The sequence below is a fragment of the Kitasatospora purpeofusca genome (assembly GCF_000718025.1).
GTDB lineage: Bacteria > Actinomycetota > Actinomycetes > Streptomycetales > Streptomycetaceae > Kitasatospora > Kitasatospora purpeofusca.
In genome coordinates this window covers 90,336-103,715 of record NZ_JODS01000020.1, presented here as the reverse complement: position 1 = coordinate 103,715, position 13,380 = coordinate 90,336, and the positions used below count along the sequence as shown (strand labels likewise).

The window sequence follows — 13,380 nt, the reverse complement described above, 5'->3', positions numbered from 1 at the left end:
GCTCCTACGAATCGGTGCGGATGTAGACGTTCTTGGTCTCGGTGAAGTGCGCCAGCGCCTCCGGCCCCAGCTCGCGGCCGACCCCGGACTCCCCGAAGCCGCCGAACGGCGTCCAGTAGCGCACCGAGGAGTGCGAGTTGACCGAGAGGTTCCCGGCCGCGACCCCGCGGGCCAGCCGCAGCGCCCGGCCCAGGTCGCGGGTCCAGATCGAGCCGGACAGGCCGTACCGGGTGGCGTTGGCCAGCCGCAGCGCGTCCGCCTCGTCCTCGAACGGGAGCACCACCGCGACCGGGCCGAAGATCTCCTCGGTGACCGCCGGGACGTCCGGCCGGGTCGGCGCCAGCACCGTCGGCGGGTACCAGAAGCCGGGGCCGTCCGGCACCGCGCCGCGGGCCAGCACCGGCAGGTCGGGCGTCACGTACGAGGCGACCCGCCGTACCTGCGCGGCCGAGATCAGCGGGCCGAGCGTGGTCCGCGGATCGGCCGGGTCGCCGGTGCGGACCGCCTCGACGGCCGGCAGCAGCAGGGCCAGGAAGTCGTCGAGGACCTCCCGCTGGACCAGGATCCGGCTGCGGGCGCAGCAGTCCTGGCCGCTGTTGTCGAGGAAGGACATCGGGTCGGCGGCGCCCGCGAGGTCGGCGTCGGCGAAGACGATGTTGGGGCTCTTGCCGCCGAGTTCGAGGGTCACCCGTTTGGCCCGGGCCGCGCAGCGGGCGGCGACCTCCTTGCCGATCAGGGTGGAGCCGGTGAAGACGATCTTCCGCACCTCCGGGTGGTCCACCAGCGCCCGGCCGGTCACCGCCCCGGAGCCCGGCACCACCTGGAACAGGCCCTCGGGCAGTCCGGCGGCGAGGGCGAGCTCGGCCAGCCGCAGCGCGGTGAGCGGGGTCGCCTCGGCGGGCTTGAGCAGGACGGCGTTGCCGGCCGCGAGGGCGGGTGCGAAGCCCCAGGCGGCGATCGGCATCGGGAAGTTCCACGGCGCGATCACCCCGACCACGCCGACCGGTTCGCGGAAGGTGACGTCCAGCCCGCCGGCCACCGGGATCTGCCGCCCGGTCAGGCGCTCCACTCCCCCGGCGGCGTACTCCAGCAGGTCGCGGACGTTGCCGGCCTCCCAGGTGGCGTTGCCGATGGTGTGGCCGGCCTCGGTGACCTCCAGCGCGGCGAGTTCGGGGACGTGCACGTCCACCTGGTCGGCGAAGCGCCGCAGCAGCCGGGCCCGTTCGCCGGGCGGCAGGGCGGCCCAGCCGCGCTGGGCCGCGACGGCGCGCCGCACGGCGGCGTCGAGCTGCCCTGGCGTGGTGTCGGGCAGGGTGGCGAGGACCTCGCCGGTGGCGGGGTTGCGGACGGTGCAGGCGGGGGGCGCCGCCTCGGTGAGGGTGGTGGTGGTCGTGTCGATGGTGCTCACATCCGCTCGAAGGATCGGTAGCGCTCCCAGTCGGTGATCGCGCCGTCGTAGGCGTCCTGCTCGACCCGGGCCATGTGGAGGTAGTGCTCGACCACGTCGTCCCCGAAGGCCGTGCGGGCGAGTTCGCTGGCGCCCCACAGGTCGGCGGCCTCGCGCAGCGAGCCGGGCACCCGGGCGTAGTCCTCGACGGCGTAGGCGTTGCCCAGGCAGGGGGCGGGCAGCTCCAGTTTCTGCTGGACGCCGTGCAGGCCGGCGGCGATCATGCCGGCCACCGCCAGGTAGGGGTTGACGTCCCCGCCGGGCACCCGGTTCTCCATCCGCAGGCCCGCGCCGTGCCCCACCACCCGGTAGGCGCAGGTCCGGTTGTCCCGGCCCCAGGCGACCGCGGTCGGCGCGAACGAGCCGGGGCGGTAGCGCTTGTAGGAGTTGATGTTCGGCGCGTACAGCAGGGTGAACTCGCGCAGCGCGAGCAGCTGCCCGGCCAGGAAGTGCCGCATGGTGTCGGTCATCCGGCCGTCGGCGGCGGCGAACGCCGGGGCGCCCACCGCGTCCCGCAGCGACAGGTGGATGTGGCAGCTGTTGCCCTCGCGCTGGTCGTACTTGGCCATGAAGGTGAGTGCGCAGCCGAGTTGGGCGGCGATCTCCTTGGCGCCGGTCTTGTAGACGCTGTGCTGGTCGCAGGTGGTGAGCGCGTCGGCGTACCGGAAGGCGATCTCGTGCTGGCCGAGGTTGCACTCGCCCTTGGCGGACTCCACCACCAGGCCCGCGCCGGCCATCTCGGTGCGGATCCGGGAGAGCAGCGGCTCGACCCGGGCGGTGCCCAGCAGCGAGTAGTCGACGTTGTAGAGGTTGGCCGGGGTGAGGCCGCGGTAGCCGCCCTGCCAGGCTTGTTCGTAGGTGTCGCGGAAGACCAGGAACTCCAACTCGGTGCCGATGTCGGCGGCCAGGCCGTACTCGGCGAGCCGGGCGATCTGGCGGCGCAGCAGCTGGCGGGGCGCGGCGGCCACCGGGTGGCCGCCGTGGCCGGCCAGGTCGGCGGTGACCTGGGCGGTGCCGGGCTGCCAGGGGGTCAGGCGGAGGGTCGACAGGTCGGGGCGCATGGCGAAGTCGCCGTAGCCGGTCTCCCAGGAGGAGAGCGCGTAGCCGTCCACGGTGTTGAGTTCGACGTCGACGGCCAGCAGGTACTCGCAGGCGTCGGCGCCGTGCTCGGCCACCTCGTCGAGGAAGAAGCCGGCGGCGAAGCGCTTGCCCTGGAGCCGGCCCTGCATGTCGGTGAAGGCCAGGGCGACGGTGTGGACCTCGCCCGCGTCGACCAGCGCGCGCAGCTCGTCGAGGGTGAGCGGGGCGCGCCGCCGGGGGGTGCCGGGCCCGGCGGCCCCGGGTGCGGTGGTGCGGTCGGACATGGCGGACGCCCTCCTCCTCTTCCTCGATCACGCAGCGAGACCGAGCGGTCACAGCGAACCGTACGGCCTGGCGCTGACAGCACGGAAGAGGGCGGACGGGTGTGGCGCGCCGAGGTGCGAGGTTGACGGGTGATCGGGCGGGACGGGAGGAGAATGCGCGCCATGGATCGCAGGCCTATTGTCGGCGTCAGCACCTATCTGGTGGACGCGAGTTGGAGCGACTGGCGGGACCGCCGGGTGGCCCTGGTGCCCGAGCGGTACACCGCCTATGTACAGAATTCGGGCGGGATCGCGGTGCTCCTGCCGCCCGACGCCCCCGAGCGCGCGCCGGAGGTGCTCGCCCGGCTGGACGCACTGGTCGTCGCGGGCGGACCGGACATCGACCCCGCCTACTACGGGCAGCCGCCGCACCCGCTGACCGATGTGGACACGGTCGAGCGCGACGTCTGGGAGTCGGCGCTGCTGCGGGCGGCGCTGGCGGCGGGGATGCCGCTGCTGGGGATCTGCCGGGGCATGCAGGTGCTCAACGTGGTGTGCGGGGGCACGCTGATCCAGCACCTGCCGGACGTGGTGGACGTGGATGTGCACGCGGGTTCGCCCGGCCGGTACGGGACGCATGTGGTGCGGCCGGTGCCGGGGACGCTGCTGGGCGGGCTGCTGCCGGAGCCCGAGCTGACCGTGCCGACCTTCCACCACCAGGCGGTGGACCGGCTGGGGACCGGGCTGCGGGTGAGCGCGCACGCGCCGGACGGGACGGTGGAGGCGGTGGAGGGGCCGGGGTTCACGCTCGGGGTGCAGTGGCATCCGGAGCAGGGCGAGGACCTGCGGGTGATGCGGGCGCTGGTGCGGGCCGCGACGGCGGCGCGGTCGCTGCAGCTGGAGCCGGTGGAGGTCGGGTAGGGCGTGCCCCTCGGGTCGGGGTGCGCCGCGGCGCACCCCGACCGGGCGCTACGGGGCGGTGGGGACGGGGGTGGGGGCGGCGGGGAGCGTGGCCGCGGCGGCGAGGAGGGCGGGAAGCATCCGGGTCGCGTGCTCGGCGTAGCCCCGGGGGGACGGGTGGACGCCGTCGGGGCCGAGGAGGTGGTCGGCCCGGTCGCGGAACTCGGGGCCGGAGGAGACGGCCACCGGGATGCCGACGCGTTCGGCCGCCCGGGTCTGGCGGCGGGCGAGGCGGTGCGAGCGGGGCGCGCCGAGGAGGCGGGCCGGGGCGCGGAAGCCCGGGGCGTGGCCGGGGTCGGGGCAGGGCACGACGACCGGGTGCCAGCCGGTGTCGCGGAGCCGCTGGAGCACCAGGGCGAACCGGCGGGCGGCGCGGCCGAGCGGGAGTGGGAGGAGTACGTCGTTGCCGCCGACGATCAGCACGGCGATGCCGGGCCGGATCCGGTCCGCCCGGGCGACCTGCTGCCGCAGGGCAGCCGTGGTGGCGCCGACCCGGGCGAGCACCCGCAGGTCGACGGGGCGGTCGAGGTGCTCGCCGAGGGCCTGGGCGAGCCGCGCGCCGAGGGTCTCCTCGGGCCGGCCGGCGCCGAAGCTGCGGGCGAGCGAGTCGCCGAGCATCAGCAGGGTGAGCGGCCGGGGGTCGGCGGGTTCGGCCGGGCCGTAGCGGCCGTCGGCGGGCGGGACGGTCCAGTCGGCGGGCGGGCGGCTCATCACCAGCCGCTGGTAGAGGCCGGCGGCGGTGAGCCGGGCCCGGGTGAGCGGCCTGCGGGTGGCGGGGGTGGGCATGGCGGACTCCGGGGGCGGGACGGCGGAGAGTGACGGGTTGCGGGTGACGGGTGGCGGTGGCTCGGGCGGCGGCAGCTCAGGCTGCGGTGAGGACGACGGCCGCGTTCTGCCCGCCGAAGCCGCTGGAGACCGAGACGGCGGCGTCCAGGGCGAGCCGTCTCGGCACCTTGGCGACCACGTCGAGGCCGAGGGACTCGTCGGGCCGTTCGAGGTTGGCGGTGGGCGGGACCAGTCCGTGCTGGAGGGAGAGCACGGTGACCGCCGCCTCGATCGCCCCGGCGCCGCCCATGGTGTGGCCGATCGCGCCCTTGACCGAGGTGACCGGGGGCGGCCGGTGGAAGACCCGGTGCAGGGCCGCCGCCTCGGCCGTGTCGTTCAGCCGGGTGCCGGTGCCGTGCGCGTTGACGTGCCCGATGTCGTGCGGGGCGAGTCCGGCGTCGGCGAGGGCGGCCCGGATCGCCCGGGCCAGGCCGTCGCCCCCGGGGTGCGGGGCGGTGAAGTGGTGGGCGTCGGCGGTGGAGCCGTGGCCGGCCAGGTACGCGCGCGGCCGGACGCCGCGCGCCCGGGCGTGCGCGACCCGTTCCAGTACCAGGACGCCCGCGCCCTCGCCGATCACGAAGCCGTCCCGGTCCGCCTCGAAGGGGCGGGAGGCGCCGGCCGGGTCGTGGCGCCGGCGGGAGAGCGCGCCGAGCCGGTCGAAGGCGGTGGCCACCATTGGTGCGCGGGGGCAGTCGGTGCCGCCGGCCAGAACGAGGTCGCAGGTCCCGGCCCGGAGCAGGTCGCAGGCGACGGCGAGGGCGGTGGTGCCGGAGGCGCAGGCGGTGCTGGTGACCAGGTTGGGCCCGCGGGCACCGAGGTCGAGGCCGACCTCGCCGGCCGCCATGTTCGGGATGGACCGGGGCAGCATCAGCGGGGAGACCAGGTCGGGCCGGCCGTCGGCGAGCCGGGCGTACTCGGTCTCGTAGGTCAGGGTGCTGTTGGCGCTGACGCCGAGGACGACGCCGACCCGGGCGGAGTCCCAGGCCGACGGGTCGAGTCCGGCGTCGGCGACGGCCTCGCGGGCGGCCAGAACGGCGAGTTGGGAGAAGCGGTCGAGTCTGCGGACCAGCCGGCCGCCGAGCAGCTCGACCGCTTCGAAGCCCTCGGCCGGGCAGGAGAAGTCGACGGCCAGCCCCGCGAGCCGGGGATCGGTGCGGGCGGTGGACGTGCCGTCGAGCAGGCGGGCCCAGCTCGCCGCCGCGCCGAACCCGGCGGGGGTGACCAGGCCGATCCCGGTCACGGCGACCGCCCGGGAGGCTGTCACCCGGGTGCCTCCGGTGGCGCGAATACCGCCGGTGCCGCCGGTGCTCAACTGACGGCGCTCGACGCGAGGGTGGTGCTCGCGGCAGGGACGGTGCTCGCGGTGGGGACGGCGGCGGGAGCCGCGGCCCGGACGGCGTCCGCGTGGGCGGCCAGGTCGCCGAGGGTGGACTCGGGGCGGATGTCGCTGACGGTCGCCCCGATCCGCTCCTCGACCAGCAGGGACAGTTCGACCAGGGCGAGGCTGTCCAGCTCCAGCGAGGCGAGGGTGGCCCCGGGCTCCACCCGGTCGGCCGGAACGTCGAACTCGGCGACCAGGCAGTCGCGCAGGACGGTGAAGGTGTCGGACACGGGGATTCCTCTCGGAAGGGGACAACGGGAAGGAAGGGGTGACGGGTCCGGCGTTCAGCCCGGTCCGGGTGCCGCCGGGGCCGGGCGGCCGGTGGCCGCCGAGGGTTCACGCCCGGGCAGCCGGAGCCAGGCGAGCGGTACGGCCGCCGCGGCGACCGCCCCGCCGACCAGGGCGGCGGCGCCCAGACCGGCGGTGAAGGCGGCCCGGTCACCCGGTGCGGCGCCGTCCGCGACCGTGGCCAGTACGGAGCCGAGCACCGCCACACCGAGCGTGGAACCGACCTGCCGGGTGGCGTCGTTGAGGGCCGAACCGACCCCGGCCATGGCCGACGGCACGGCACTCATCACGAGTTCGGTGGCCACCGGTGCGAGCAGGCCCGCTCCGAGTCCGGCCGCCGCCTCGAAGAGCAGCACCGGGGCGTCCCCCGACTCCGCCTCCAGGAGGGCGAGTTGGACGAACCCGGCGGCGATCAGCAGCTGACCGGCGGCCACCGGCACCCGGGCCCCGGCGTGCCGGGCGACCACCGGCCCCAGCACGGCGCCGACGGCCAGCCCCAGCGAGAGCGGCACCATCCGCAGCCCGGCCTGCCAGGCCGAGAGGCCGCGCACCTGCTGGAGGTGGAGCGTGAGCAGGAACATCGCGCCGAACATCGCGAAGGACATCAGCGCCAGGCTGACCGTGGCCGGCCAGACCGGCCCTCCGCGCAGGATCCGGAGCGGCACCATGGGCGCGGCGCAGCGGAGTTGGCGCCGCACGAAGAGACCGGTCAGCACGGCGGAGGCGGCGAACGCCGTGAGCACCGCGGCACTGGTCCAGCCCCGGCCCGGTGCCTCGATGAAGCCCCAGACGAGGGTGAGCAGGGCGGCGCAGGACAGCGGTGCGCCGAGCCGGTCCAGCGGTCGGGCCCCGGGGTCGCGGGACTCGGGGACGACCGGGGTGAGTGCCAGGATCACGGCCACCACGGGGACGTTCAGCCAGAACGCGGCCTGCCACCCGTGCCGTTCGACCAGCCAGCCGCCGACCACCGGGCCGAACAGCGCGCCGACCCCGGCCACCGCCGCCCAGATGCCGATCGCCCGCCGCCGGTCCTCCGGCGCGTCCAGCACGTGGACGACGGTGGAGAGCGTGGCCGGCATGAAGAACGCCGCACCGAGGCCCATCGCGCAGCGGGCGGCGACGAGTTGCCCGGGGGTGTCGCCGAGCGCGCCCGCCACCGAGGCGAGCGCGCAGAGCGCGAGTCCGGCGGCGAACGCACGGCGCCGCCCGTACCGGTCGCCGAGGGCGCCGCCGGCGAGGACGCAGCCGCCGAGGGCGAGCGCGTAGCCGTCGACGATCCACTGGGTCTCGGCGAGGGTGGGGCCGAGTTCGGCGCGCAGGCCGGGGACCGCCACGTTGAGCACGGTGAAGTCGAGTCCGAGCAGGAAGAGCGCGGCGCAGACGACCCCCACCGCGGCCCAGGCCCGCCGCCTGCCCACCGGGCCGGGGGCGGCGGCTCCGGGAACGGCGGTGGCAGGGGCGACGGCGGTGGCAGGGGCGGCGGCGGTGGCAGGGGCGGCGGCGGTGGCGAGCGGCTCGGTGGGGCTTCCCGGTAAGGGCGACGAATCGGCGGGAGCGGCGGAGGGACTCATCCGGCCGGCCCTCAGCCCGCCGGCCGGAGCGGCTCGTCGCGCCGCCGGAAGCCGATCCGGTAGAGCGTGGCCGCGCCGCGCAGGAAGGTGACCTCGCAGGCCCGCAGATAGCGGCGGTACCGGCGGTAGCCGTCCGGGCCGACGAGCTGCTCGGCCTCGGCGCGGGCCCGCAGCAGCCGGGCGGACCAGGCGCCCAGGGTTCGGGCGTAGTCCTCGGCGGAGGCCCGGACGACGGTGACGGCGAAGTAGGGGTCGCTCGCGAGCACGATCTCGCCCAGCCGGGGCAGTACCGCGCCGGGGAAGACCTCGGCCGCGACGAAGGCGCCGACCGGGCCGTCGCCCCCGGTCACCCCGTCGTAGGCGATGGTCTGCAGCGACATCCGGGCGCCGGGCCGCAGCCAGCCGTGGCAGCGCTCGAAGTAGGCCCGGTAGGCGGCGAGTCGGGCGGAGGCGTCCATGTCGGCGGTGGCGAAGTGCTCGAAGGCGCCGACCGAGACGATGCCGTCGTACGGGCGCCCGGGCTCGTGGGCGTCCCAGCTCTCCAGCCGGACGTCGACGCCGGGCAGTCGGAGCGACCGGACGTGGGCGTGCTGGGCCCGGGACAGGGTGAGCCCGGTGGCCTCGGCGGCCCGGCCGGTGCGGACGGCGCGGTCGATCAGCCCGCCCCAGCCGCAGCCGACGTCGAGCAGGCGCAGCCCGGCCCCGGGGGCGGCGCCGGCCAGGTCGAGGTGGAGGTCGAGCTTGGCCCGCTGGGCGCGGGGCAGGGCCGTGGTGTCGGGCTCGGCGGGGTCGATGCCGTCCCAGACGGCGGCCGAGTAGCTGAGCGTCTCGTCGAGCCACAGGCCGTAGAAGTCGTTGCCGAGGTCGTAGTGGAACTCGATGTCGGCGGCGCTGGTGCCGACGGTCGTGGTGCCGCGGGTATCGGCGCCACCGTCGATGGTGGTGGTCATGCCTCTCCTGTCCGGGGGCGGGGAGTACGGGTCGGTCGCGGTCGGTCGCGGGCGGCGCGGTCAGTCGCGGGCGGCGCGGACGGCCAGCGCCCGGGCGCGGCGTTCGACGAAGCGGGCGGCGCGGGTGTCGAGCACGGCGAGCTGTTCGGCGAGCCCGTCACGGGCCCGCTCGCCGTCCGGGCCGAGCCCGGTCAGCTCGAAGACCCGCAGGGAGCGGAGCAGCGGGGCGAGCACCTCGTCGTGGTGGACCCGCGGGTCGTAGACGCCGGCGACGGCGATCTCGGCGGCCAGGGCGGCGAAGCCGGGCATGCCCTGGCCGGGCATGGCGAACGCGCGGACCGTGGCGTCGAGCCGGACCAGGACCTCGTCGGGCTCCAGTTCCAGTGCGGCGCGCAGCAGTTCGCGGTAGAAGACCATGTGCAGGTTCTCGTCCTGGGCGACCCGGGCGAGCAGCCGGTCGCAGACCGGGTCGCCGCTGAGCCGGCCGGTGTTGCGGTGGCTGACCCGGGTGGCCAGCTCCTGCACGGCGGCGTAGGCGACCAGGCCGAGCACGCCGTCCGGCCGGGGGAGGGTACCGGTGGAGATCTGGGCCGCCCGGGCGCGCTCCAGGGCCACCGGGTCGACGGCGCGGGTGGCGTGCAGATAGGCGCGGATGGCGGCGGCGTGCCGGTCCTCCTCCGCCGTCCACTGGTGCAGCCAGGCTCCCCAGGCGCCGTCGCGGGAGGTCTGCGCGCCGATGGTCCAGTGGTAGCCGGGGAGGTTGTCCTCGGTGAGCAGGTTGACCACCAGGGCGGAGCGGATCGCGGGGGCGAGCGCGGACTGCTCCGGCCGCCAGGGCTCGCCGCCGAGCGGTCCGTCGAAGTCCCGGCCGAGGCTCCACGGCACGTACTGGTGCGGGAACCACTCGCGCGCCGAATTGATATGACGGTTCATCAATTCGGCGGCGACGGGCTCAAGTTCCGAGAGCCAGTGGACGGACCGAGCCGCGATGATCTTCACGGGTGCCGATCGTGGCGCAGGCGCACAGGGGCGCGCAAACCGGGCTCACCCGGTCGAGTGAGCCCCCCGCCCCAGGTTCACGCCGGAGGCTGAATGCTTGTGCGACCCCGGGGGTCCGTACGGACCGAGCGCACGTACGGACCGGAGGCTCAGGCCGGCGGCAGCCCGGCGGCCACGGCGAGCACGCCCGCCGCACCGGCGGCCAGCAGGGCGAGCACCACACCCCGGCGGGCGAGCACCAGCCAGAGCAGCGCCCCGGCCAGTACGCCCCACTGCCAGCCGTACCCGAGCGAGGCGGCCAGCGGCAGCGCCGAGCCGGCGATGGCACCGGTCACGGCCGGTCCGGCGCCGGTGAGGAAGTCCCGCACCCGCCGGTCGGCCCGGAGCCGGTCGAAGTGCCGGCCGCCGAGGAGCACGAAGAGGAAGGACGGCGCGAAGGCGACCACCGCCGCGAGCAGGCCGCCGCCGAGCCCGGCGGCCGCGTAGCCGACCGCCGCGACGGTGTGCACCACCGGCCCCGGGGTGACCTGGCCGAGGGCGACGGCGTTGAGGAACTGTCCGTCGGTCATCCAGTGGTAGCGGTTGACCGCGTCGTCCCGCATCAGCGGGATGATCACGAACCCTCCCCCGTAGGAGAGCGCGCCCACCTTGAACGCCACCCAGGCCACCGCCCCGAGCACGCCGAGCCCGCCCAGGGCGAGCGGGCCGGTGGCGAGCGGCAGCACGGCCCGTCCGCCCGATCCGCCCGATCCCCGGTCGCCCGTCCCACTCCCTCCGCCCCGGACGGCGATCTCGGCCAGTCCGGCGGCGATCAGCACCAGCACCAGCCAGGGGCCGGTCAGCACCGCCGCCACCGCCCCGGCCAGCGCGTACCCGGCCCAGCGGGCGCGGGCGCCCCGGGCCCGGCCGATCCGGCCGAGGCTGGCCGGGACGAGCGAGGTGGCCGCCTGCACCGCGACCGCCGGCACCGCCGCCCCGGCCCCGGCCGCCGCGCCGAGCACCCACAGCGGCGGGTCGCCGGCCAGGAACAGCGCCGCGAGCGCGAGGATCAGCACCAGCCCGGGCCCGATGAAGCAGACCCCGCCGACCAGCGCGCCGGGCACACCGCGCAGCCGCCACGCGGTCAGCACGGCGAGCTGGGTGGAGGCCGGGCCGGGCAGCAGGTTGGTGGCCGCGATGCCGTCCTCGAACTCCTCGGCGGTCAGCCAGCGCCGCCGCTCCACGCAGAGTTTGCGCAGCAGCAGGATGTGCGCGGGCGGCCCGCCGAAGCCGGTGATCCCGATCCGGCCCCACTCGCGGGCGATCGTGCCGAGGCCGACCACCCGTTCGGCCCCTGCTCTGCGTCCGTCCGGCCCCATGCGATTCTCCCCTGGTCAATGGCGGCGAGACGATACCCCACGAGGGTTACGACGCGGCAATGACAACGGTCTCCAATGCAGCCTTTGGATCTTCGTTCGATGTGCGGTTCACTTCGGGTGCGGGGCGGTCACGGACATCGCCCCTTACCCCCACGCGTTCATGGGCTCCAGGAGAGGACTTCGATGGCCGGCCACGAGCACTCCCAGCATGATCATGAGCATGACCACAAGCACGGCGGCCGGGGCGGCCACGGCGGGCATTCGCACGGCGTCGCCGCCGACGCCGACCGCCGGTGGCTGCTGAGCGCGCTCGCGCTGATCGTGGTGTTCATGGCCGGCGAGGTGGTGGTCGGCTTCGCCGCCCAGTCGCTGGCGCTGATCTCGGACGCCGCGCACATGCTCACCGACGCCGCCTCGATCGTGCTGGCCCTGATCGCCATGCGGCTCTCCGCCCGCCCCGCGCGCGGCGGCTACACCTACGGGCTCAAGCGCGCGGAGATCCTCTCGGCCCAGGCCAACGGGGTGACGCTGCTGATCCTCTCCGCCTGGCTCGGCTACGAGGCCGTCACCCGACTGTTCGAGCCCCCGGAGGTGGCCGGCACGCTGGTGCTGGTCACGGCGCTGATCGGGATCGTCGTCAACATCGCCGCCGCCTGGTGCATGTCCAAGGCCAACCGCAGCTCCCTCAACGTCGAGGGCGCCTTCCAGCACGTGCTCACCGACCTGTACGCGTTCATCGCGACCGCCGTCGCCGGCGTGATCATGGTGACCACCGGCTTCGCCCGCGCCGACTCGATCGCCTCGTTGATCGTGGTGGCGCTGATGCTCAAGGCCGGCATCGGCCTGGTCCGCGACTCCGGGCGGATCTTCCTGGAGGCCGCACCGGCGGGCATCGACCCGGACACGGTCGCGGACCGGCTGGTCGCCCAGCCGCTGGTGGAGGAGATCCACGACCTGCACATCTGGGAGATCACCTCCAACCAGCCGGCCCTCTCCGCCCACATCCTGGTCACCCCCGGCGGGGACTGCCACGCCGTCCGCCGCGAACTGCAGCGCAGGCTCGCCGACGAGTACGGGATCTCGCACAGCACGCTCCAGGTCGACCACGTCGGCGAGGACGAGGCCGGCGCACTGCTGCAGATCACCACCCCGGGCGACCTCTCGCCCGACCACTGCGCCGACGCCCACGGCCCGGTCCACCGCGCCGGCCCGCACAAGCACTGACCGCATCCACCCGCACAGGCATCGGCGACACGTCCCTGTCCGCCCGGTACGGCATGATCGGAGGCGTGACCGCACCCCGTCTGATGCTGCTCGACTCCGCCAGCCTGTACTTCCGGGCCTACTTCGGCGTACCGGACACCCTGCGCTCGCCGCAGGGTGAGCCGGTCAACGCCGTCCGGGGCCTGCTGGACTTCATCGCCCGGCTGGTCCACGACCACCGGCCCGACCAGCTGGTCGCCTGCATGGACGCCGCCTGGCGGCCGCAGTGGCGGGTGGACCTCATCCCCTCCTACAAGACCCACCGGGTCGCCGAGGCCGCCGAGGACGGCGCGGAGGAGGTGCCGGACACCCTCGCCCCGCAGGTCCCGGTGATCGAGCAGGTGCTGGACGCGCTCGGCATCGCCCGGATCGGCTCCGCCGACTACGAGGCGGACGACGTGATCGGCACCCTGGCCGCGCGGGCCACCGGACCGGTGCAGATCGTCACCGGCGACCGCGACCTGTTCCAACTGGTCGACGACGCCCGCGGGATCACCGTGCTCTATCCCGTCAAGGGCATGGGCAACCTCCAGATCACCGACGACGCGCTGCTCCGGGAGAAGTACGGCGTGGGCGGCGCCCAGTACGCCGACCTGGCCGCCCTGCGCGGCGACCCGAGCGACGGCCTGCCCGGCGTCAAGGGCATCGGCGAGAAGACGGCGGCCCAGCTGATCCACGAGTACGGCGACCTCGCCGGCATCCGCGCCGCCGCCCAGGACATCGGCTCCGCCCTCACCCCGGCCCGGCGCCGCAACATCCTGGAGGCCGCGGCCTACCTGGACGTGGCGCCGACCGTGGTCCGGGTCGCCACCGACGCCCCGCTCCCCGACTTCGACCCGGCCCTCCCCCGCGAGCCCCTCGACCCGATGACCCTGGAGGACCTCGCCACCCGCTGGGGCCTCGGCACCTCCCTGGACCGCGTCCTGGAGACCCTCGCCGCCCGCTGATCGCCGCCCCTCCCCCGCCCCCGGGCCCGTCGCACCGCGCGACGGGCC

12 protein-coding genes are annotated in these 13,380 nt (G+C 75.5%); 3 read left to right on the top strand and 9 right to left on the bottom strand.

Annotated elements, in window-relative coordinates; translation table 11 throughout:
• Positions 1 to 4 precede the first annotated feature (4 nt).
• Positions 5 to 1,408, bottom strand: a complete 1,404-nt coding sequence (locus IF01_RS0125955; RefSeq protein WP_244215628.1) for an aldehyde dehydrogenase family protein — start codon at positions 1,406 to 1,408, stop codon at positions 5 to 7.
• Positions 1,405 to 2,811 carry a glutamine synthetase family protein gene (locus tag IF01_RS0125950; RefSeq protein ID WP_051741831.1) on the bottom strand — a complete coding sequence of 469 codons (1,407 nt, stop codon included), beginning with the start codon at positions 2,809 to 2,811 and terminating at the stop codon, positions 1,405 to 1,407. The genes IF01_RS0125955 and IF01_RS0125950 overlap by 4 nt, the downstream gene beginning before the upstream one ends.
• A 162-nt stretch (positions 2,812 to 2,973) precedes the next feature.
• Here IF01_RS0125950 and IF01_RS0125945 point away from each other — a divergent pair, with 162 nt between their 5' ends.
• Positions 2,974 to 3,711 (top strand): gamma-glutamyl-gamma-aminobutyrate hydrolase family protein, encoded by a 738-nt coding sequence (locus IF01_RS0125945; protein WP_030395959.1) that lies wholly within the window; start codon positions 2,974 to 2,976, stop codon positions 3,709 to 3,711.
• A gap of 48 nt (positions 3,712 to 3,759) precedes the next feature.
• On the opposite strand, the gene IF01_RS0125940 is transcribed toward IF01_RS0125945, so the two are convergent.
• The 7 genes from IF01_RS0125940 to chrA form a co-directional block, all read right to left on the bottom strand.
• The gene (locus tag IF01_RS0125940) at positions 3,760 to 4,536 is read right to left on the bottom strand and encodes an SGNH/GDSL hydrolase family protein (protein WP_051756211.1); all 777 of its coding nucleotides are present in this window, start codon (positions 4,534 to 4,536) and stop codon (positions 3,760 to 3,762) included.
• A gap of 76 nt (positions 4,537 to 4,612) precedes the next feature.
• The gene (locus tag IF01_RS0125935) at positions 4,613 to 5,839 is read right to left on the bottom strand and encodes a beta-ketoacyl-[acyl-carrier-protein] synthase family protein (protein WP_030395957.1); all 1,227 of its coding nucleotides are present in this window, start codon (positions 5,837 to 5,839) and stop codon (positions 4,613 to 4,615) included.
• A gap of 44 nt (positions 5,840 to 5,883) precedes the next feature.
• Entirely contained in the window at positions 5,884 to 6,186 is a 303-nt protein-coding gene (locus IF01_RS0125930; RefSeq protein ID WP_063764298.1) for an acyl carrier protein, read from the bottom strand.
• A 54-nt stretch (positions 6,187 to 6,240) separates the two neighbouring features.
• Positions 6,241 to 7,815, bottom strand: coding sequence for an MFS transporter (locus IF01_RS49050; RefSeq protein ID WP_051756208.1), 1,575 nt, complete (start codon positions 7,813 to 7,815; stop codon positions 6,241 to 6,243).
• Between the two features lie 11 nt (positions 7,816 to 7,826).
• Complete coding sequence (locus IF01_RS0125920; RefSeq protein ID WP_030395954.1) at positions 7,827 to 8,765, bottom strand: SAM-dependent methyltransferase; 939 nt, start codon at positions 8,763 to 8,765, stop codon at positions 7,827 to 7,829.
• Positions 8,766 to 8,825: 60 nt separating this feature from the next.
• Positions 8,826 to 9,764: an acyl-ACP desaturase gene (locus IF01_RS0125915; RefSeq protein WP_244215627.1), complete on the bottom strand. Its 939-nt coding sequence runs from the start codon at positions 9,762 to 9,764 to the stop codon at positions 8,826 to 8,828.
• 149 nt (positions 9,765 to 9,913) lie between these two features.
• Positions 9,914 to 11,122, bottom strand: coding sequence for a chromate efflux transporter (gene chrA, locus IF01_RS0125910; protein ID WP_030395952.1), 1,209 nt, complete (start codon positions 11,120 to 11,122; stop codon positions 9,914 to 9,916).
• Between the two features lie 183 nt (positions 11,123 to 11,305).
• Here chrA and IF01_RS0125905 point away from each other — a divergent pair, with 183 nt between their 5' ends.
• Positions 11,306 to 12,346 (top strand): cation diffusion facilitator family transporter, encoded by a 1,041-nt coding sequence (locus tag IF01_RS0125905; protein WP_030395951.1) that lies wholly within the window; start codon positions 11,306 to 11,308, stop codon positions 12,344 to 12,346.
• 53 nt (positions 12,347 to 12,399) lie between these two features.
• Entirely contained in the window at positions 12,400 to 13,332 is a 933-nt protein-coding gene (locus tag IF01_RS0125900; RefSeq protein ID WP_078880301.1) for a 5'-3' exonuclease, read from the top strand.
• The last annotated feature ends 48 nt before the right edge of the window (positions 13,333 to 13,380 follow it).